The 17,815-nt window shown below is 71.6% G+C and carries 18 protein-coding genes; 12 read left to right on the forward strand and 6 right to left on the reverse strand.

The window, feature by feature from the left end:
* Positions 1-7: 7 nt before the first annotated feature.
* From ACIQCH_RS30210 to ACIQCH_RS30240, 7 genes are all read left to right on the forward strand, one after another.
* Positions 8-1,693 carry an ABC transporter ATP-binding protein gene (locus ACIQCH_RS30210; RefSeq protein WP_402586104.1) on the forward strand — a complete coding sequence of 562 codons (1,686 nt, stop codon included), beginning with the start codon at positions 8-10 and terminating at the stop codon, positions 1,691-1,693.
* On the forward strand, positions 1,690-2,805 hold the full coding sequence (locus tag ACIQCH_RS30215; RefSeq protein WP_402586071.1) for an ABC transporter permease: 1,116 nt from the start codon (positions 1,690-1,692) through the stop codon (positions 2,803-2,805). The genes ACIQCH_RS30210 and ACIQCH_RS30215 overlap by 4 nt, the downstream gene beginning before the upstream one ends.
* Positions 2,802-4,064 carry an ABC transporter permease gene (locus ACIQCH_RS30220; RefSeq protein WP_402586073.1) on the forward strand — a complete coding sequence of 421 codons (1,263 nt, stop codon included), beginning with the start codon at positions 2,802-2,804 and terminating at the stop codon, positions 4,062-4,064. The genes ACIQCH_RS30215 and ACIQCH_RS30220 overlap by 4 nt, the downstream gene beginning before the upstream one ends.
* Positions 4,061-4,528, forward strand: a complete 468-nt coding sequence (locus ACIQCH_RS30225) for a cytidine deaminase (RefSeq protein WP_402586075.1) — start codon at positions 4,061-4,063, stop codon at positions 4,526-4,528. Before ACIQCH_RS30220 ends, ACIQCH_RS30225 begins: the two co-directional genes overlap by 4 nt.
* Positions 4,529-4,716: 188 nt before the next feature.
* Positions 4,717-5,994, forward strand: a complete 1,278-nt coding sequence (locus ACIQCH_RS30230) for a thymidine phosphorylase (RefSeq protein ID WP_402586077.1) — start codon at positions 4,717-4,719, stop codon at positions 5,992-5,994.
* A gap of 93 nt (positions 5,995-6,087) precedes the next feature.
* Entirely contained in the window at positions 6,088-6,678 is a 591-nt protein-coding gene (locus tag ACIQCH_RS30235; RefSeq protein WP_402586079.1) for a Uma2 family endonuclease, read from the forward strand.
* 34 nt (positions 6,679-6,712) lie between these two features.
* Positions 6,713-7,153 (forward strand): STAS domain-containing protein, encoded by a 441-nt coding sequence (locus ACIQCH_RS30240; protein ID WP_402586081.1) that lies wholly within the window; start codon positions 6,713-6,715, stop codon positions 7,151-7,153.
* Here ACIQCH_RS30240 and ACIQCH_RS30245 read toward each other — a convergent pair.
* The 3 genes from ACIQCH_RS30245 to ACIQCH_RS30255 all read right to left on the reverse strand — a co-directional run bounded on the left by ACIQCH_RS30245 (position 7,067) and on the right by ACIQCH_RS30255 (position 10,403).
* Complete coding sequence (locus ACIQCH_RS30245; protein WP_402586083.1) at positions 7,067-8,056, reverse strand: sigma-70 family RNA polymerase sigma factor; 990 nt, start codon at positions 8,054-8,056, stop codon at positions 7,067-7,069. The genes ACIQCH_RS30240 and ACIQCH_RS30245 overlap by 87 nt on opposite strands.
* A 96-nt stretch (positions 8,057-8,152) precedes the next feature.
* Entirely contained in the window at positions 8,153-8,782 is a 630-nt protein-coding gene (locus ACIQCH_RS30250; RefSeq protein ID WP_402586106.1) for a L,D-transpeptidase family protein, read from the reverse strand.
* Between the two features lie 310 nt (positions 8,783-9,092).
* The gene (locus ACIQCH_RS30255; protein ID WP_402586085.1) at positions 9,093-10,403 is read right to left on the reverse strand and encodes an MFS transporter; all 1,311 of its coding nucleotides are present in this window, start codon (positions 10,401-10,403) and stop codon (positions 9,093-9,095) included.
* A 98-nt stretch (positions 10,404-10,501) separates the two neighbouring features.
* Here ACIQCH_RS30255 and ACIQCH_RS30260 point away from each other — a divergent pair, with 98 nt between their 5' ends.
* Positions 10,502-11,446: a LysR family transcriptional regulator gene (locus tag ACIQCH_RS30260; RefSeq protein WP_402586087.1), complete on the forward strand. Its 945-nt coding sequence runs from the start codon at positions 10,502-10,504 to the stop codon at positions 11,444-11,446.
* 86 nt (positions 11,447-11,532) lie between these two features.
* On the opposite strand, the gene ACIQCH_RS30265 is transcribed toward ACIQCH_RS30260, so the two are convergent.
* A complete protein-coding gene (locus tag ACIQCH_RS30265) occupies positions 11,533-12,180 on the reverse strand; it encodes an alpha/beta hydrolase (RefSeq protein WP_402586108.1) in 648 nt (215 codons plus the stop codon).
* A gap of 435 nt (positions 12,181-12,615) precedes the next feature.
* Between ACIQCH_RS30265 and ACIQCH_RS30270 the strand changes: the two genes are divergently transcribed.
* The 3 genes from ACIQCH_RS30270 to ACIQCH_RS30280 all read left to right on the forward strand — a co-directional run bounded on the left by ACIQCH_RS30270 (position 12,616) and on the right by ACIQCH_RS30280 (position 15,505).
* Complete coding sequence (locus ACIQCH_RS30270; protein WP_399946393.1) at positions 12,616-13,764, forward strand: adenosine deaminase; 1,149 nt, start codon at positions 12,616-12,618, stop codon at positions 13,762-13,764.
* A 149-nt stretch (positions 13,765-13,913) separates the two neighbouring features.
* A complete protein-coding gene (locus tag ACIQCH_RS30275; RefSeq protein WP_402586089.1) occupies positions 13,914-14,189 on the forward strand; it encodes a hypothetical protein in 276 nt (91 codons plus the stop codon).
* A gap of 512 nt (positions 14,190-14,701) precedes the next feature.
* Positions 14,702-15,505, forward strand: a complete 804-nt coding sequence (locus tag ACIQCH_RS30280) for a hypothetical protein (protein ID WP_402586090.1) — start codon at positions 14,702-14,704, stop codon at positions 15,503-15,505.
* Between the two features lie 189 nt (positions 15,506-15,694).
* Here ACIQCH_RS30280 and ACIQCH_RS30285 read toward each other — a convergent pair whose 3' ends face one another.
* Together ACIQCH_RS30285 and ACIQCH_RS30290 are read right to left on the reverse strand one after the other, a co-directional pair.
* Positions 15,695-15,898 (reverse strand): PspC domain-containing protein, encoded by a 204-nt coding sequence (locus ACIQCH_RS30285; protein ID WP_030204024.1) that lies wholly within the window; start codon positions 15,896-15,898, stop codon positions 15,695-15,697.
* A 40-nt stretch (positions 15,899-15,938) separates the two neighbouring features.
* Positions 15,939-16,607: a VanZ family protein gene (locus ACIQCH_RS30290; protein WP_402586092.1), complete on the reverse strand. Its 669-nt coding sequence runs from the start codon at positions 16,605-16,607 to the stop codon at positions 15,939-15,941.
* Between the two features lie 264 nt (positions 16,608-16,871).
* On the opposite strand from ACIQCH_RS30290, the gene ACIQCH_RS30295 reads away from it, so the two are divergent.
* Entirely contained in the window at positions 16,872-17,525 is a 654-nt protein-coding gene (locus ACIQCH_RS30295; protein WP_402586094.1) for a PH domain-containing protein, read from the forward strand.
* Positions 17,526-17,815 lie beyond the last annotated feature (290 nt).

A 17,815-nucleotide genomic window follows, 5' to 3' on the forward strand; every position in this document is an offset into this window, starting at 1 on the left:
GTGCGTCATCAACGCGTCCAGCCCGCCCCCCGCCGTAGAACTGCACGGCATCACCAAGCGCTTCCCCGGCGTCGTCGCCAACAAGGACATCGCGATCACGGTCCGCAAGGGCACCGTGCACGCCCTGATCGGCGAGAACGGTGCCGGCAAGTCGACCCTGATGAAGATCCTCTACGGCATGCAGAAGCCGGACGAGGGCACCATCGCCATCGACGGGGAGCAGGTCTCCTTCAACACGCCCGGCGACGCCATCGCCCGCGGCATCGGCATGGTGCACCAGCACTTCATGCTGGCCGACAACCTCACCGTCCTCGAGAACGTGGTCCTCGGCGGCGAGAAGCTGTACGGCATCGGCTCCAAGGCCCGCAAGAAGATCCAGGAGATCTCCGACGCGTACGGCCTCGGCGTCCGCCCGGACGCCCTCGTCGAGGACCTCGGCGTCGCCGACCGGCAGCGCGTGGAGATCCTCAAGGTCCTCTACCGCGGTGCGAAGATCCTCATCCTCGACGAGCCGACCGCCGTGCTCGTCCCGCAGGAGGTCGACGCGCTGTTCGACAACCTGCGCGAGCTCAAGGCCGAGGGCCTGACCGTCATCTTCATCTCCCACAAGCTGGGCGAGGTGCTGAAGGTCGCCGACGACATCACCGTCATCCGGCGCGGCACCACGGTCGGCACCGCCGACCCGAAGACGGCCACCACCAAGCAGCTCGCCGAGCTGATGGTCGGCGCCGAGCTGCCCACCCCCGAGACCCGCGAGTCGACGGTCACGGACGTCCCCATGCTGAAGGTCGAGAACCTGACGCTGGCCGCCTCCGGCATCACCGCCGAGCCCGAGACCATGGCGGCGCCGGAGCTGTCGCCGGGCGGCACGTACGTCCAGGAGAAGGCCGTCGCCGGCCGTCTGCTGCTGGACGACGTCAGCTTCACCATCCACAAGGGCGAGGTCCTGGGCATCGCCGGCGTCGAGGGCAACGGCCAGACCGAGCTCATCGAGGCCCTGATGGGCATGAACCTCCCCGACTCGGGCGTCATCACGCTCGACGGCACGGACATCACCAAGGCGCCCGTCCGCAAGCGCCGCGTCGACGGCATCGGCTACATCCCCGAGGACCGCCACCGGCACGGCCTGCTGCTGGAGTCCCCGCTGTGGGAGAACCGCATCCTCGGCCACGTCACCGAGGCGCCCAACTCCAAGCGCGGCATCCTCGACCCGAAGGCGGCCCGCAAGGACACCGAGCGGATCGTGCGCGAGTACGACGTCCGCACCCCGGGCATCGAGGTCACCGCGGCCTCCCTCTCTGGCGGCAACCAGCAGAAGCTGATCGTCGGCCGCGAGATGAGCCACAACCCCAAGTTCCTGATCGCCGCCCACCCCACCCGTGGTGTGGACGTCGGCGCCCAGGCGCAGATCTGGGACGCGATCCGCGACGCCCGTCGCGAGGGCCTGGCCGTCCTGCTGATCTCCGCCGACCTCGACGAGCTGATCGGCCTGTCCGACACGCTCCGCGTGATCTACCGCGGGCGCCTGGTCGCGGACGCCGACCCCGCGACGATCACCCCGGAGGAGCTGGGCACCGCCATGACCGGCGCCGCCCGCGGGCACCTGGAGGCCGGCGAGAACGGCACCACGACCCAGACCCAGAACGACGACTCCGCCGCGGGCGCCGATTCGCCGGAGGACGAGGCGCGATGAAGAAAATCGACAAGGACAAGCTGATCCTGGGCGCCGCCGGACCGGTGCTCGCACTGGTCAGCGCGTTCGTCCTGACCTCGCTGGTGCTGCTCGCCACGGGCGTCAACCCGATCGAGCCGATCCGCCTGATGATCGAGAACGCCGGGTACGAGGACGTCCAGGTCCTGATCCTGAACCAGACCGGCACCTACTACCTGGCAGCCCTGGCCGTCGCCATCGGCTTCCGGATGAACCTCTTCAACATCGGCGTCGACGGCCAGTACCGCCTCGCCGCCATGCTGTCGGCGGTCGTCGGCGCGGCCGTGACCCTGCCGGGCCCGCTGCACATCCTGCTGATCGTGGTCGTCGCCATGTGCGTCGGCGCCTTCTGGGCCGGCATCGCCGGTGTCCTCAAGGCCAAGCGCGGCGTCAGCGAGGTCGTCTCGACGATCATGCTGAACGCCATCGCCACCAGCCTGATCGCCTGGCTGCTGCTGCCGAAGAACCTCGGCGTGCAGCCCGAGGGCTCCAACGACCTGACCACCGGCGACATCCCCGAGTCCGGCTGGTTCCCGTCGGTGAGCATGGGCGACGCCGGTGAGATCTACGGCTTCACCTTCGTCGCCTTCGCGCTCGGCATCGTCTACTGGTTCGTCCTCAACCGCACCCGGTTCGGCTTCGACCTGCGCGCCACCGGCGCCAGCGAGTCCGCCGCCCAGGCCTCCGGCGTCGACGCCAAGAAGATGATCCTCACCGCGATGCTCATCTCCGGCGCCGTGGCCGGCCTCGCCGGCCTGCCGACGCTGCTCGGCGACACGCACACGTACAGCCTGTCCTTCCCGGTCGGCGTGGGCTTCACCGGCATCACCATCGCGCTGCTCGGTCGCAACCACCCGGTCGGCATCTTCTTCAGCGCCCTGCTGATCGCGTTCCTGGACAAGGCGTCCGCGTCCCTGGACCAGTACGGGTACGCCAAGGAGATCGCCACGATCATGAAGGGCCTCATCGTGATCGCGGTCGTCGTCTCGTACGAGCTCGTCCGCCGCTACGGCATCCGCCGCCAGCAGCAGAAGGTCGGCGAGGAGCTGGCCGCCGGCGGCGCCATGAAGACCGAGAAGGAGGTCGCGGCGTGAGCACCAGCACCGTCTCCGCGACGAGCGCCGCGCCCACGGGCGGCGGCCGCAAGAAGCTGACCCTGCCCTGGATCCTGCTGATCATCGCCGGTGGCCTCGCCCTGGTGTCCCTGGTCCGCGTCATCTCCGGCGCCAACGACCTGACCTCCGTCGGCCAGGTCTCCGGCGCCCTCCAGCTCGCCGTCCCGATCGGCCTGGCCGGCCTCGGCGGCCTGTGGGCCGAGCGCGCGGGCGTGGTCAACATCGGCCTCGAGGGCATGATGATCCTCGGCACCTGGTTCGGCGCCTGGGCCGGCTACCAGTGGGGCCCGTGGACCGGCGTCGTGCTGGGCATCGTGGGCGGCGCCCTCGGCGGCCTGCTGCACGCGATCATCACCGTGACGTTCAACGTCAACCACATCGTCTCCGGTGTGGCCGTGAACATCCTCGCGGTCGGCATCACCCAGTACCTGTCGAACTACACCTTCGCCGAGGCGCCGGGCGGCTCCTCCAAGCAGTCCCCGCGCATCGACCCGATCACCGACATCACGATCCCGGGCCTGTCCGACGCCTTGTCCGACCTGCAGGCCAAGCACTGGTTCCTGATCTCGGACCTCGCCGGCGTGCTCGGCGGCCTGGTCACCAGCCTGTCGCTGCTCACGATCGTCGCGATCCTGCTGATCCCCGCCACCTGGTGGGTGCTGTGGCGGACCGCGTTCGGCCTGCGCCTGCGCTCCTGCGGCGAGAACCCGACCGCGGCCGAGTCCCTCGGCGTGAACGTGTACAAGTACAAGTACATCGCCGTGGTCGTCTCGGGCGGCCTGGCCGGCCTCGGCGGCGCCTTCCTCGCCATCGTCTCCACCGGCATCTACCAGGAGGGCCAGACCGGCGGCCGCGGCTACATCGGTCTCGCCGCGATGATCTTCGGCAACTGGATGCCGGGCGGCATGGCCATGGGCGCCGGCCTGTTCGGCTTCACCGACAGCCTCAAGCTGCGCGGCGGTGCCGAGAACGTCCACGCGATGCTGCTGCTGGTCGGCATCCTGCTCGTCCTGGCCGCGGCCTGGCAGCTGTACAAGCGCAAGCACTGGCAGGCCGGCATCGCGCTGGCCGTCGGCGCCGGCGTGTTCGTCTGGTACGCCCTCACCGACGTCCTGCCGAGCCAGTTCGTGGACGCGGCCCCGTACGTCACCACCCTGCTGGTCCTCGCGCTGTCCGCACAGCGACTGCGGATGCCGAAGGCCGACGGCCTGCCGTACCGCAAGGGCCAGGGCAAGTGACCGCGTCCGGCTCCGGTCCGGCCGCCGGGCGTTCCGGGGGCTCCGAGGCCTCCGCGGGCTTCGGGGGCTCCACGGGCTCAGCGGTCGACTGGGAGGCCCTGCGGGCCACCGCCCGGGACGCCATGTCCCGGGCGTACGCCCCCTACTCGGGCTTCCCGGTCGGCGCGGCCGCGCTGGTGGACGACGGCCGGGTCATCACCGGCTGCAACGTGGAGAACGCCAGCTACGGGCTCGGCCTGTGCGCCGAGTGCGGGCTGGTCTCCCAGCTCGCGGCCACCGGCGGCGGTCGGCTCACGCACTTCACGTGCGTGGACGGTCGGGGCGGCCTCCTGGTGCCGTGCGGCCGCTGCCGCCAGCTCCTCCACGAGTTCGGCGGGCCGGACCTGCAGGTGGACACCCCGGAGGGCATCCTGCCGCTCTCCGCGATGCTGCCGCAGGCCTTCGGCCCGGACCACCTGAAGTAGGCCCCGGGCCTCGTAGGACGGCCCTTCCGCACGGACGCGGGAGGGCCGTCCGCTTCTCTTCCTTCTCTTCCGTCTTCTCTTCCGTGGGGCCCCTTGCGCCCCGCCTCTATGCGCGTAGAGTCGCGTATCTGTACGACGATGTACGAAACGGCACGTCACCGCCGTCACCGCCGGAAAGGTAGTCATCCATGGACGTCATCTCCGTCATCCGCACCAAGCGGGACCGTGGCGAGCTGAGCCCCGAGCAGATCGACTGGGTCATCGACGCCTACACCCGCGGCGAGGTGGCCGACGAGCAGATGTCCGCCCTCGCCATGGCGATCCTGCTCAACGGCATGAACCGGACCGAGATCGCCCGCTGGACCGCCGCCATGATCGCTTCGGGTGAGCGCATGGACTTCTCCTCCCTGTCCCGCCCGACCGCCGACAAGCACTCCACCGGTGGCGTCGGCGACAAGATCACGCTCCCGCTGGCCCCGCTCGTCGCGGCCTGCGGCGCGGCCGTGCCGCAGCTCTCCGGCCGGGGCCTGGGCCACACCGGCGGCACCCTCGACAAGCTGGAGTCCATCCCCGGCTGGCGCGCCCTGCTCTCCAACGAGGAGATGCTGAACGTCCTGGACACCACCGGCGCCGTCATCTGCGCCGCCGGCGACGGGCTCGCCCCCGCCGACAAGAAGCTCTACGCGCTGCGCGACGTCACCGGCACCGTCGAGGCCATCCCGCTGATCGCCTCCTCGATCATGTCCAAGAAGATCGCCGAGGGCACCGGCTCCCTGGTCCTCGACGTGAAGGTCGGCTCCGGCGCCTTCATGAAGAACATCGACGACGCGCGCGAGCTGGCCCGCACCATGGTCGGCCTCGGCACCGACTCCGGCGTCAAGACCGTCGCCCTGCTCACCGACATGTCCACCCCGCTGGGCCTGACCGCCGGCAACGCGCTGGAGGTCCGCGAGTCGGTCGAGGTCCTGGCCGGCGGCGGCCCGGCCGACGTGGTCGAGCTGACCATCGCCCTGGCGAAGGAGATGCTCGAGGCGGCCGGCATCAAGGACGCCGACCCGGCGAAGGCGCTGGCCGACGGCTCCGCCATGGACCACTGGCGCCGGATGATCGCGGCCCAGGGCGGCGACCCGGACGCGACCCTGCCGGTGGCGCGCGAGCAGCACGTCGTCACGGCCCCGTCCTCCGGCGTCCTGACCCGCCTCGACGCGTACGGCGTCGGCGTCGCCGCGTGGCGCCTGGGCGCCGGTCGCGCGCGCAAGGAGGACCCGGTGCAGGCGGGCGCCGGCATCGAGTTGCACGCGAAGCCGGGCGACACGGTCACCGCGGGCGCGCCGCTGATGACCCTGCACACGGACACCCCGGAGAAGTTCGACTACGCCCTGAAGTCCCTCGAGGGCACGTACGACATCGCGCCGGCCGGCACCGCGTTCTCCGCGACCCCGATCGTCCTGGACCGCATCGCCTGACGCGGACGCTCGTTCGGGTGAACGGGATCGGTGGACTCCCGCCGGTCCCGTTCGTCATGCTGGGATCGGCGCCAGCAGCTTGAGGAGCACGCCATGAGCGCATTCGCAGTCGAGCACCGGCCGCAAGGCGGCGACGACTGGGACCGGCTCGTCCGTTTCTGGGAGGAGATGGACTGGCCGGAGGGCTGCAAGGTGGAGATCATCGGGGGGATCATCACCGTGGCGCCACCGCCCGTCAACGCCCACAACTACATCGCCGAGCGGGTGCACCGCCGCCTGTACAGCGTGGTTCCCGATGATTGGGGGGTCTACGAGACCCTCAACGTTGCAGTTCCGTCCAAGAGCGGCATCTATATCCCGGACCTTGCCGTGGCCCCACACGGCGTGCTGCTGGGAGGGGACGACTTCGTTGCCGCCGAGGCTGCCGAGCTCGCCGTCGAGGTGACGTCGAAGTCGAACGCCGTCAATGACCGGGTCGCGAAGCTCAACGGATATGCAGCGGCGGGAGTCCCGCTTTACCTCCTCATCGACCCGCACGCGCCCGGCGGCCCCACCATCCACCTCTACGGCGAGCCCCAGGGCGGCGTTTACCGCGTGCTGTGGGCAGGCAAGTTCGGTGAGACCGTCAAGCTCCCTGAACCGTTCAACCTCGATATCGACACGTCCGACTTCCCTGTCCCGTAGTCGCTCGCCGCTCTGCCGATGAGTTCGGGCCCGGGTGGCGGTCAACCTCTGCGTGACGATCACGGAGGAGATGCCCCTGCCCGGGCCCGCGCTGCGGACCGAAGACACGGAACCGCTGTGCGCGGCGCTTGCGGAGCGCTACCGGCGCGGCGCAGCCGAGGTCGTGTGTGATCTCGCCGGACTCACCGCCCCAGGCCTGCCCACCCTCGACGCGCTGGCGCGCCTGGCGCTGACCGCCCGCCGCCACGGTGGCAGCCTCCGGCTGACCGGCGCCCCGCCGGGCCTGGCCGCGCTCCTGGAGCTGAGCGGCCTCGGCGACGTCCTGGCCCAGCAGCAGGCCGGCCAAGGCGACGCCGGCCAAGGCGACGCCGACCAACGCCAAGCCGAGCTACGCCAACCGCTCCGGCAGGCCGAAGAGGGGGAACCACCGGTCGGTGTCCAGGAACGCGTTGAGCCCGACGATCCGCCCGCCTGACACCTCCAGCACCTGCAGTGCCCACGGCTCGTGCCCCTGGCCCGACGCGCTCGGCCGGTACTGGCCGAACGCCGGCATCCCGTTCGCCGTCGTCGGGACCAGGCGCGAGCCCTTGCAACCGATGCCCTGGTTCAGGTGCCAGGCCGCGATGTCGGCCCGGCCCTGCAGCCACAGGTCGAACGGCGGCATCGACAGCACCGCGTCCTCGTGCAGCAGCGCGGTCAGCGCCGTGATGTCGTACGCCTCGAAGGCCTCGAGGTAGCGGGCCAGCAGCGAGCGCTGCTCCTCGTCCAGCGGGTCGGCCGACTCGGTCTTCTTGACCTGCTGCGCCGACATGGTGGCGCGCGCCCGCTGCAGGGCGCTGTTCACCGAGGCCACCGAGGTGTCGAGCAGCTCCGCGACCTCGTCCGCCTTCCACGCGAGCACCTCGCGCAGGATGAGCACCGCCCGCTGCTTGGCCGGCAGGTGCTGGAGCGCGGCCACGAACGCCAGCCGCACCGACTCCTTCGCCTGTGCCAGCTCCGCAGGGTCGGCCGGTGCCTGCGGCAGCACCCGCGCGTCCGGCACCGGCTCCAGCCACGTGACCTCGGGGCGGGTGTTCAGCACCGCGGAGGCCTGCCGGCCCTGGTCGGTCAGGTCCATCGGGCGGGCCCGCTTGTTGCCCGCGTTGAGTAGGTCCAGGCAGACGTTCGTCGCGATCCGGTACAGCCACGAGCGCAGCGAGGACCGCCCCTCGAACTTCTCGTACGAGCGCCAGGCACGCACGTACGTGTCCTGCACCGCGTCCTCGGCGTCGAAGGACGAGCCGAGCATCCGGTAGCAGTACCCGGTCAGCTCGACCCGGTAGCGGTCCAACGCCTCGTCCAGGTCCGGACGCGCCGCGGGTGTGGCGAGGTCGCTCATGAAGATCAGTCCCCCAGATAGATCCCTACCACTGGGAAACTACCCGAGGGGACTGACAGCGGCCCGCCGAAGCACCGGAAAACCGGTGCGGTGCCGTCAGGTGCCCGGCTTCCGCCCGTAGACGAAGACGTCCTCACCGTTCTTGAGCAGGTTCCAGTACGCCTTCGCGTCGGTCGGCGTCATGTTCACGCAGCCGGCCGAACCCGGCGGGTTCCACATGCTCTTCGTGACCGAGTGGAAGGCCTGGCCGCCGTCGAAGAACTGCGAGTACGGCATCGACACGTGGTACAGCGACGACCAGTGGTCGATGTCCCGGTAGTAGATCTTCTTCAGGCCGGTCCGGGTCTCCGTGCCGTCCTTGCCCGTCCGCACCGGCACCGGCCCGTACTTCAGCGTCGCCCCGTCCTGGATCCAGCTCAGCTGCCGGGTCAGGTCCACGCACGCGATCCGGCCCCGGTTGGTCGGGCAGGTGCCCGCCTTGTTCGGGTTACGGCCGGCCGCCCGCTGCGCCAGCATCGTGCTCATCGTCCGCCACGTCACCGGCCCGGCGTACCCGATGGTCGGGGTGATGCCGTGCTTGGCCTGGAACGCCTTGATCGCCTGGCAGTCCGCGGTCGACTGGCTTCCGTCCACCGGCCGCCCGAGGAACTTCTCCACCTGCTTCTGGTACGGCCCGGTGCCGGCGGTGCACGAGGCCGCCTGCGCGGAGCCCGTGCCCGCCGCCATCACGAGCGGTACGGTCAGCGCGGCCACCGCCCCCGCCAGCCCGGCTTTGCGGCCCGGGCGGAGCCGCCGTATCGCCGCCGCTGCCCCTGTCGTCTTCGTGCCGGTCGTGCCCGTCGCCCCCACGGCGCCCTCCGCTTCCGCCTGCTCCCGCGGCCGTGTGGTCCGCGGTGCGTCATGTCCTCTTGGAAGAAGAGATGCACGAGGAGGGCTCATAGTTGCGCTCCGGACGACCGTAGATCGGACCGTACTTACGGTGTACGCAGGACTACGGGGCGTATGCGGCGCGGGGTCGGCCCGGGGCGGGCCCTGGTCAGGCCGCCCGCGCCAACCGGTGCCGGGTCAGGCGCCGCTCTTCCAGGCGTGCCACCCGGGTCCCGTACAGCGTGATCGACACGACGCCGAGCACCGCCACCAGCCCCAGCGCGACCGTGGCCGACCAGCCCCCCGCGTGGTAGGCGACCGCGCCGAGCGTGCCGCCCGCGCTGGACCCCAGGTAGTACGCGGACTGGTACAGGGCCGAGGCCTGTGCCCGCCCGGTCTTCGCCGCCCGGCTCACCGAGGACGAGGCCACCGCGTGGCCGGCGAAGAAGCCGGCCGTGATCAGCACCAGGCCGAGCAGGATCGGGGCCAGGCCGTCCGCCAGCGAGAGCAGCAGCCCGGCCGCCGTGGTCGACACGGCCAGGTAGAGCGCCCCGCGGCGGCCGGTGCGGGCCACCAGCTGGCCGGCGGCCGCCGAGGAGGCCGTACCGACGAGGTAGACCAGGAACACCGAGCCCACCACGCCCTGCGGCAGCGAGAAGTCGTCGACCAGGCGGTAGCCGATCACGGTGTAGACCGCGCCGAAGACCGTCATGAAGAGCGCGCCGATGCCGTACAGGCGCAGCAGCAGAGGGTCGCGCAGGTGGCCGCCGACCGTACGCGCCAGGGAGCGCGGGTCGATCGCGGCCGGGGCGAAGAACCGCGCCCGGGGGAGCAGTGCCCGGAAGACCAGCGCGCAGGCCAGCGCCAGCACGCCCACCGCCGCCAGTCCGGCCCGCCAGCCCCACAGCTGGGCCGCCCACCCCGTGACCAGGCGGCCGCTCATGCCACCGATCGAGTTGCCCGCGACGAACAGTCCGATGGCGCCGACCAGCGCCTTCGGCCGGACCTCCTCCGCCAGGTACGCCATCGCGCTCGCCGGCAGTCCGGCCAGGGCGGCGCCCTGCACGGCGCGCAGCACGACGAGCGTGGTGAGGTTCGGTGCGAAGGGCACCAGCAGGCCGACGCCGACCGCGAGCGCGAGCGAGACCGTCATCATCCGGGTCCGGCCCACGCGCTCGGAGAGGGCGCTGAGCGGCAGCACGAAGAGGGCGAGCGCGCCGGTGGCCGCGGAGACGGTCCAGCTGGCCTGGCCGGCCGTCACGCCGAACCCGGCGGAGACGGCGGGCAGCAGGGCCTGCGTGGAGTAGAGGAGCGCGAAGGTCGCCAGGCCGGCGGCGAAGAGCGCGAGGCTCATGCGGCGGTAGCCGGCGGAGGCGGGCTCGTGCCGCTCGGGGGCGGGCCGGGGGGCTTCGGAGGCTTCGGGGGACGACGGGGTAGAGGCACCCATGGTGACGGGTGCCCCGGTATGAGCGGGAGGCATACGTCAAAACTAGGCCGCCGTATTTCATGCGTCCAATGCGCTGAATCACGAAAATCGATACGCTGCCGCATAAGCAGAGCTCACGGGGGTGCGTGTCAATGAGTCGTTACGAAGAAGACATCGCCGTGACAAACCTGCTGGCCCCCCGGCTGGCCTGGTTCGCAGCCGTCGCCCGGCACGAGCACGTCACCCGCGCCGCCCACGAACTCGGTGTTCCACAGCCGACGTTGAGCCGTGCGATGGTCCGGCTGGAGGCCGATCTGGGCGTGGCGCTGTTCGCCCGCCGGGGCCGCAGCGTGTCCCTCACCCCCGCCGGGCGTTCCTTCCTCGCCGGCTCCGAGCGGGCGCTGGCCGAGATCGCCCGGGCCGCGCACGCGGTCCGGGCGGACGCCGACCCGGCCACCGGCCACGTCGCCTTCGGTTTCCTGCACACCATGGGCTCGGAGACCGTACCCGGACTGATCCGGGCCTTCCGGGTGGACCATCCGCACGTCCGCTTCTCCCTCGTCCAGAACTACGGCGAGGCGATGCTGGAGCGGCTGCGGGCCGGGGAGTTGGACCTGTGCCTGACCTCGCCCGTGCCGGAGGCCCCGGACCTGGTGGGGCGGCGCCTCGACGAGCAGCGGCTGCGGCTGGTGGTGCCGGACGACCACCGGCTCGCCACGCGCAAGCGGATCCGCCTCGCGGAGGCCGCCGAGGAAACCTTCGTCACCCTCGAGCCCGGCTACGGGCTCCGGCGGATCACCGACGACCTCTGCGCCGAGGCGGGCTTCAAGCCGCGGGTCGCCTTCGAGGGCGAGGAGGCCGAGACCCTGCGCGGACTGGTGGCGGCGGGGCTGGGGGTGGCCCTGCTGCCGCCGCCCGCGGTGGCCCGGCCCGGGGTGGTCGAGCTGACCGTCACGGCCCCGCGGGCGGTCCGCGAGATCGGCGTCGCCTGGCTCGACGGCCACCCCGACACCCCGCCGGTCGCCGCCTTCAAGCGCTTCCTCCTCTCGCGCCGCGGGCGCCTCCTGCCGGACGGGCAGGAGCCCTACGTGGCGTGAGGGGTCCGGCGGGCCCGGCTCTGGTCGAGGTCGAGGTCGAGGTCGAGGTCGGGTTCAGCTGTGGTTGAGCTCGGGGCGAGGTCGGGTCACCCTCGCAGGGAGCGGCCGAATCCGGAGGCCAGGGGCATGCGCAGGCCCAGGGGCGGGGGTGCCGCGAGGGCGTCGGTCACCGGTCGTGAGTACCGGCCCGAGAAGACCGCCCCCAGCACGAAGTCCACCGCCAGTGCTATGACTTCGGTGCGGTGCTCGCGCAACGCGTGTCCGTCCGAGTGGACTTCGAAGCGGCACGTGCTGCGGTTCGCCTTCTTCGCCCGCGCCGCCAGCTGGAACGACAACTCCGGGTCGGTCCGGGCGTCGTTGGTGCCGTGCACGATCAACACCTGGCGTCCGGCGAGGTGTTTCACCGGTTCGGGCGAGGGCCCCGCCTCCGCCTCCGGAATGCACGGCGCAAGTGCGAGTGCCGAGTTGACGGCCTCGTGTCCGGCGGCCCGCAACGCGGCCAGCCCCCCGGCCCCGTACCCCGCGAGGCAGATCGGTACGTCCCCGTAACGGCGCTGCGCCTCGTCCGCGCCCCATGCCGCGTCCCGTGCGAAGTCCGCCCGCCGGCCCCCGTACTGCACCACGTGCGTGACCAGCCCCTCCGCCGCGCCGGCCTTGGCGAGCGCGCGGGCCAGGGGGCGGATCGGGCCGGGGGAGAGCGGCGAGAGCGGGGAGAGTGGCGAGAGCGGGGGCAGGGGTGAGAGGAGGGTGGGATGGGGTGACGGCGGGGGTGTCGACGGAGGCGGCGCGGTGGAGGAGGCCGAAGAAGCCGACGTGGTCGATGTCGTCGATGTGGTCGGGGAGGCCGGGGAGGCCGGGGAGGTTGTGGCGCCCGGGGAGGTCGCGCCGGCCCTGGAGGTGGGGGGCGCGGTCCTGGACGAAGAAGGGGAGAAGAACGGGGGTAAAGCGCGGAGGCCGGGAGCGAAGGGGGCGGATCCCGGGAGGAGGAGCACCACCCCGCTGACCGCGGAGCCCGAGCCGTTCGCCCGTCCCAGACGGGCCGTCTGCTGTGCCATGCCGGAACACTCTCAGACGGGGAGGTGTACGCCACCCGTCCGCACGGTCACTGTTACGTATCGACCCAGACCGTCGGCCGCTCGCTCTACGCGCGTAGGAGTTAGAGTTCGGAAATGACGAGCGAGACCCCCAACCTGCCCACGCCGGATCAGATTCGCCGCTCCCCGAAGGTGCTGCTGCACGACCACCTGGACGGCGGTCTGCGCCCCGGGACGATCATCGAGCTCGCCGCCGAGGCGGGCTACGAGAACCTCCCCGAGACCGATGCCGACAAGCTCGGCATCTGGTTCCGCGAGGCCGCGGACTCCGGTTCGCTGCCGCGCTACCTGGAGACGTTCGCGCACACCTGCGCCGTCATGCAGACCCGCGACGCGCTGTTCCGCGTCGCCGCCGAGTGCGCCGAGGACCTCGCCGAGGACGGCGTCGTCTACGCCGAGATCCGTTACGCCCCCGAGCAGCACCTCGAGGGCGGCCTGACGCTCGAAGAGGTCGTCGAGGCCGTCAACGAGGGCTTCCGCGAGGGCGAGCGCCGCGCGAAGGCCAACGGTCACCGCATCCGCGTCGGCGCGCTGCTCACCGCCATGCGGCACGCCGCCCGCGCGCTGGAGATCGCCGAACTGGCCAACCGCTACCGGGACAACGGCGTCGTCGGCTTCGACATCGCGGGTGCCGAGGCGGGCTTCCCGCCCACCCGTCACCTCGACGCGTTCGAGTACCTGAAGCGGGAGAACAACCACTTCACGATCCACGCGGGCGAGGCCTTCGGCCTGCCGTCGATCTGGCAGGCCCTGCAGTGGTGCGGCGCCGACCGGCTCGGCCACGGCGTGAAGATCATTGACGACATCGAGGTCGCCGCCGACGGCAGCGTGACGCTGGGCCGGCTGGCCTCGTACGTCCGCGACAAGCGCATCCCCCTGGAGATGTGCCCGACCTCGAACCTGCAGACGGGCGCCGCGGCCTCGTACGCCGAGCACCCGATCGGTCTGCTGCGCCGCCTGCACTTCCGCCTCACGGTCAACACCGACAACCGCCTGATGAGCGGCACGAGCATGAGCCGGGAGTTCGAGCACCTGGTCGACACCTTCGGCTATTCGCTCGACGACATGCAGTGGTTCACCGTCAATGCCATGAAGTCGGCGTTCATTCCTTTCGATGAACGACTGGCGATGATCAACGACGTGATCAAGCCGGGTTACGCGGAACTGAAGTCCGAGTGGCTTTTCCGTCAGACCGCCTCCACCAGCGGGTCTGTCTCCGCGTAAGGCGGAACCGCCGATCCGGTACGGCGAAGGGAAGCGCTCGGGAGTTCGGCTCCCGGGCGCTTCTTCTTATTTAAGGATGTTTGCGGGACGGGGTTTGGGGTGGCTAGTTTGCGGAGCCGCTCAGTTCCCTGTCGCAAGGACGAGATTTCATGAAGCAGTCAGCTGCCAAGACCCTCGGTGTCGCCGTCATCGGTGCCGCTCTCGCCGCGGCCGCCGCCGGCACCGCTTCCGCCGCCCCGGCGGTGGGTGTGGCCGACGCCCTGAACACCGTCACCGGTGTCGCCGGGCCGCTCGGCAACACCCTCAACCACGCCCAGGCCTCGGAGGACGGCGTCCAGCAGTCCAGCAGCGACGCCTCCGACCCGGTCCAGGGTCTCCTCGGTGGCCTCCCGGCCGCGGGCGGTCTCCTCAACGGCGGCGCGTGACCGTTCGGTTGGCCGCGCGGTGCGCGTGCTGGCTTGTGTGTCGGCGTGCGTGCGTGCGTTCGTGCTGGCTCGTGTGACGGCTGAGCTGTTCGCGTGATCGCTTACCCGGCCGCTCGCGTCGCGCCCATCGGGTGCGTTGCGTGACCGCTTGCGCCTCCGTCGCTCGGGCGACCACATCGGGTCACGCCGGTCGCGCCGGGTCGGGGAATGGCGTGGGGCAGTGCCCTGGGGTCGCCGTCCAGCGCCCTGGGGTGGCCGTCTGCTGGTTTGCCGCTGCGCTGTGATCCCTCCTGCGGGTGTGTGTGCCGTGGTGGTCGTCCGGCTGCCGCGCTTTCGCGGTGGTTGCGCGGTGGTTGCGGTGGTCGTCGGTCATGCGGTGCTCGAACGCGTACCGAACGGGGCGCACACCTCTTCGACGAGGTGTGCGCCCCGCCGCGTGCTGTGCCAGCATCGCCACCAACTCCCGTACGACATGCGGATGATGAGGTTCGCGGATGAAGAAGTTCCGAGACATGCGTATGACGGCTCGGGGCGCGGCCGCGCTCCTCTCCGTGCCCCTTCTCCTGCTCGCCACGGGCTGCGCGGGCAGTGGCAGTGGCAGCGGCAGTGGGGGCGGCAGTGGGGGCGGAGGAGGAGGTACGGAGAACCGGCCCGAAGGCAAGAGCTCCGGCGAGCCGGCGACGCCCACGGCGAGCGCGAGCTCCGGCGCGCCCGGGTCCACGGCGGTACCGCCCGCCCGCACACCGCTCGAGCGGGCCGCACTGGTCCAGGGCGACCTGGCCGGCTACCAGATCTCCGCGCAGGCCAAGAACCCCAATGCGCCCGACGGGCAGCCCCAGGCCGACGAGAAGGCCTGCCAGCCGCTCGCGGACATCATGGGCGACAAGCCCGACCCGGCCGCGGGCGAAACCGTCAACCGGGGTGTCGGCTCCCAGAAGCAGCTCGGCCTCGCGGTGTCCGTGTCGCTGAGTGCCTACAGCGATGCGGACGCCAAGCACCTCGTCGCCCGACTCCGCAAGGCGATCGCGGCGTGCGGCGACGGGTTCTCCGCCACGGTCGAGAAGCAGACCGGGACGTACAAGGACGTCCGTGGTGCTGCCTACAAGGTCGGCGGTGACGAGAGCGTCAGCTGGACCACCACGGCCGCGGCGGCGGGTGTCTCCGCCCCGGTCCACGTGGTCGTCGTGCGCGAGGGCAGCACGGTGGTGCGCCTGATGGCCCTGAACGTCGCCGCCACCAGTGGTGGGCAGCCGGTTCAGGTCCCGCACGAGCTCGCGGACCGGCAGCTGGAGAAGCTGGCTGCGGCGGTTCGCTGACGCGGTCGAGTTCGTTCCTTCCGGGCGGGCTTTGGTGGCTCGGGGGAGGAATTCTGCTCGGTTGATAGCTGCTCGGTTGATAGCTGCTGGTTGATGGCTGCTGGTTGATGGCTGCCGGTTGCTGGTGGCCGGTTGCTGTTTTGTGGGTGCTGGTCCTTTTCGGAGGGCTGGGCCCGGCCCTCCGAACGTTTACCAGGCGGCCTTGGGCGACTTTTCGGAGGGCAGCAACGCCCACAGGGCCAGGTATATGAGGAACTGCGGGCCGGGCAGCAGGCACGAGGCGACGAAGATGACCCGCATGGTGGTGGCGGAGGTTCCGAAGCGCTGCGCGAGGCCGGCGCAGACGCCGCCGATCATTCGTCCGTTGGTCGGGCGGATAAGGGGCGCGCTCATGGCTTTCTCTCCTTGGGTTCGTCTCGCTTTCTGCGATGTCTCAATACTCGCGTGGGACGGCGGAGAGAACGTCACTCCAGGGAGCTATTCCGACCCTGGGAATTCTCGGGGTTGATCCCTGAGTGCCGGCGCCGGTGCCGGTGGCGGTGGTGCCGCCCCCGGTGCCGGGCTGCGTGAGGAGGGCCCGGGTCGCACTGCGGGTACCCGGTGAGGGGGCCCCTTCCGAGCCGCCGGCCGCGACCGGGTGCGTACGGCGAAGGCGGGACCGGAGGGCCGGTACGACGGCGAGGTGGGCGACGGCGACCCCGGTCGCGTTCAGCAGGACCGCGTCCACGTCCACGACCTGGCCGGGCACCCCGGTCTGCAGGAACAGGATCCCGAGCGAGATCAGCGCGGCCGCAGCGGTGGTGCGGACGAAGGACGCCAGAGGCGATGCCGTGAGGCGTCCGCCGGCCATCGGGAGCAGGACCCCCAGCGGGGCCAGCAGGGCCAGGCCCTCGCCGATGCGGCGGGCGGCCTCCACGGGGCCGTAGGCGAGGTCGGTGCGGATGCCTTCCAGCGGCGTCAGGTTCGCGGCCGCGGCCCAGGGGACGTCAAGTGGGCGCAGAGTCAGCCAGCCGACCAGCGCGAGATGCGCGAAGAGCAGTACGCCGCTCACGGCCCGGAGTCGTATGGCGGCACTACCGCCCAGCTCATGACGCTGTTGCACGCCTGGAAGGACGCCCGAGCCGGTCGCGGCGGTTCCGTGAGGTTGGGTGGGGGTGGGGATGGGGTGGGGTGGACGTGGAGTGGAGGGGGTGGGTGGGGTGGACGTGGAGTGGAGGTGGGGCGGTGGAGTGGGGGTGGTGCGGGGGTGGTTTGGGGTTCGTGTCGCCCTTGTTCGCGGGGGTGGGGTGGTGCCCGCTGGTTCCGGCTGGGAGGGGCGCGGGTTCGTGCCGGTTCGGTTCGCAGGGCGAATGGCAGAATCGGCGGTATGACGAACCCCCCGCCGTCCTCCGCCGAGCCCGTCTACGCGGACCGTGTCTACCGTTCGCCCCAGGCTCTCGTGGCCGGGGTGCTGCTGCTCGCGATCGCGGCGTGGCTGGGTGGGGACGCGCTGCTGCGCGGCAGCGGGTGGACGCCGTGGTTCGCCGCGGCCGGCCTGCTGATCGCCGTGCCCCTCATCGTGGCCTTCACGCTGCGGCCGGCCGTGTTCGTCAACGACGACCGGATCCGCGTACGGAACCCGTTCCGCCTCGTCACCGCGCCCTGGGCCGCGGTGGAGTACCTGCGGTCCGGCTACTCGGCGGAGCTGTTCGCCGGGGGCGCGAAGTACCAGCTGTGGGCCATCCCCGTCTCGCTGCGGGAGCGCAAGCGGGCCAACCGCCAGGCCGCCGGTGGGCGCGGCTCCGTCCTCGGGCGGAGCGGCCGCGACGTGGGTGCCGGTACGGAGGCCGTGGCGGCTGCCGGTGACCAGGTGCGCAGGGCCACCGCCGATCGCACGGTCGACGAGCTGAACGAGCTCCACGAGCGCTGCGCCGACCGCCCGGGCGCCCAGGGCGTCGTCGCGGTCCGGTGGGCGTACGAGATCCTCGCCCCGGTGGCGGCGGGTCTGGTGCTGCTGGGTGTGGTGGCGGGGGTTCGGTAGGCGGCTCCGTCGTTGGGGGTGGCTTGCGGCGTGGGGGCGGGCCGGGTCGGGAGGAGTGGGCCGGGGGTCGGGCCTGCGCTGTTGAGGTCGGGCCGGTCGGGGGGAGTGGCCGGGGTGGGGCCTGCGAGGTTGGGGTTGGGCGGGGTCGTGGTGGGTAGGCGGTGTCGGGCCTGTCCGCCTGCCGAGGGTTTCCGGGCCGGGGGGGGGGGGGGGGGGGGGGGGGGGGGGGGGGGGGGGGGGGGGGGGGGCGGGGGGGGGGGGGGGGGGGCGGCGCGCCCCCCCCCGGCCCC

The organism is Streptomyces sp. NPDC093225, from assembly GCF_044753805.1.
Classification (GTDB): Bacteria; Actinomycetota; Actinomycetes; order Streptomycetales; family Streptomycetaceae; genus Streptomyces.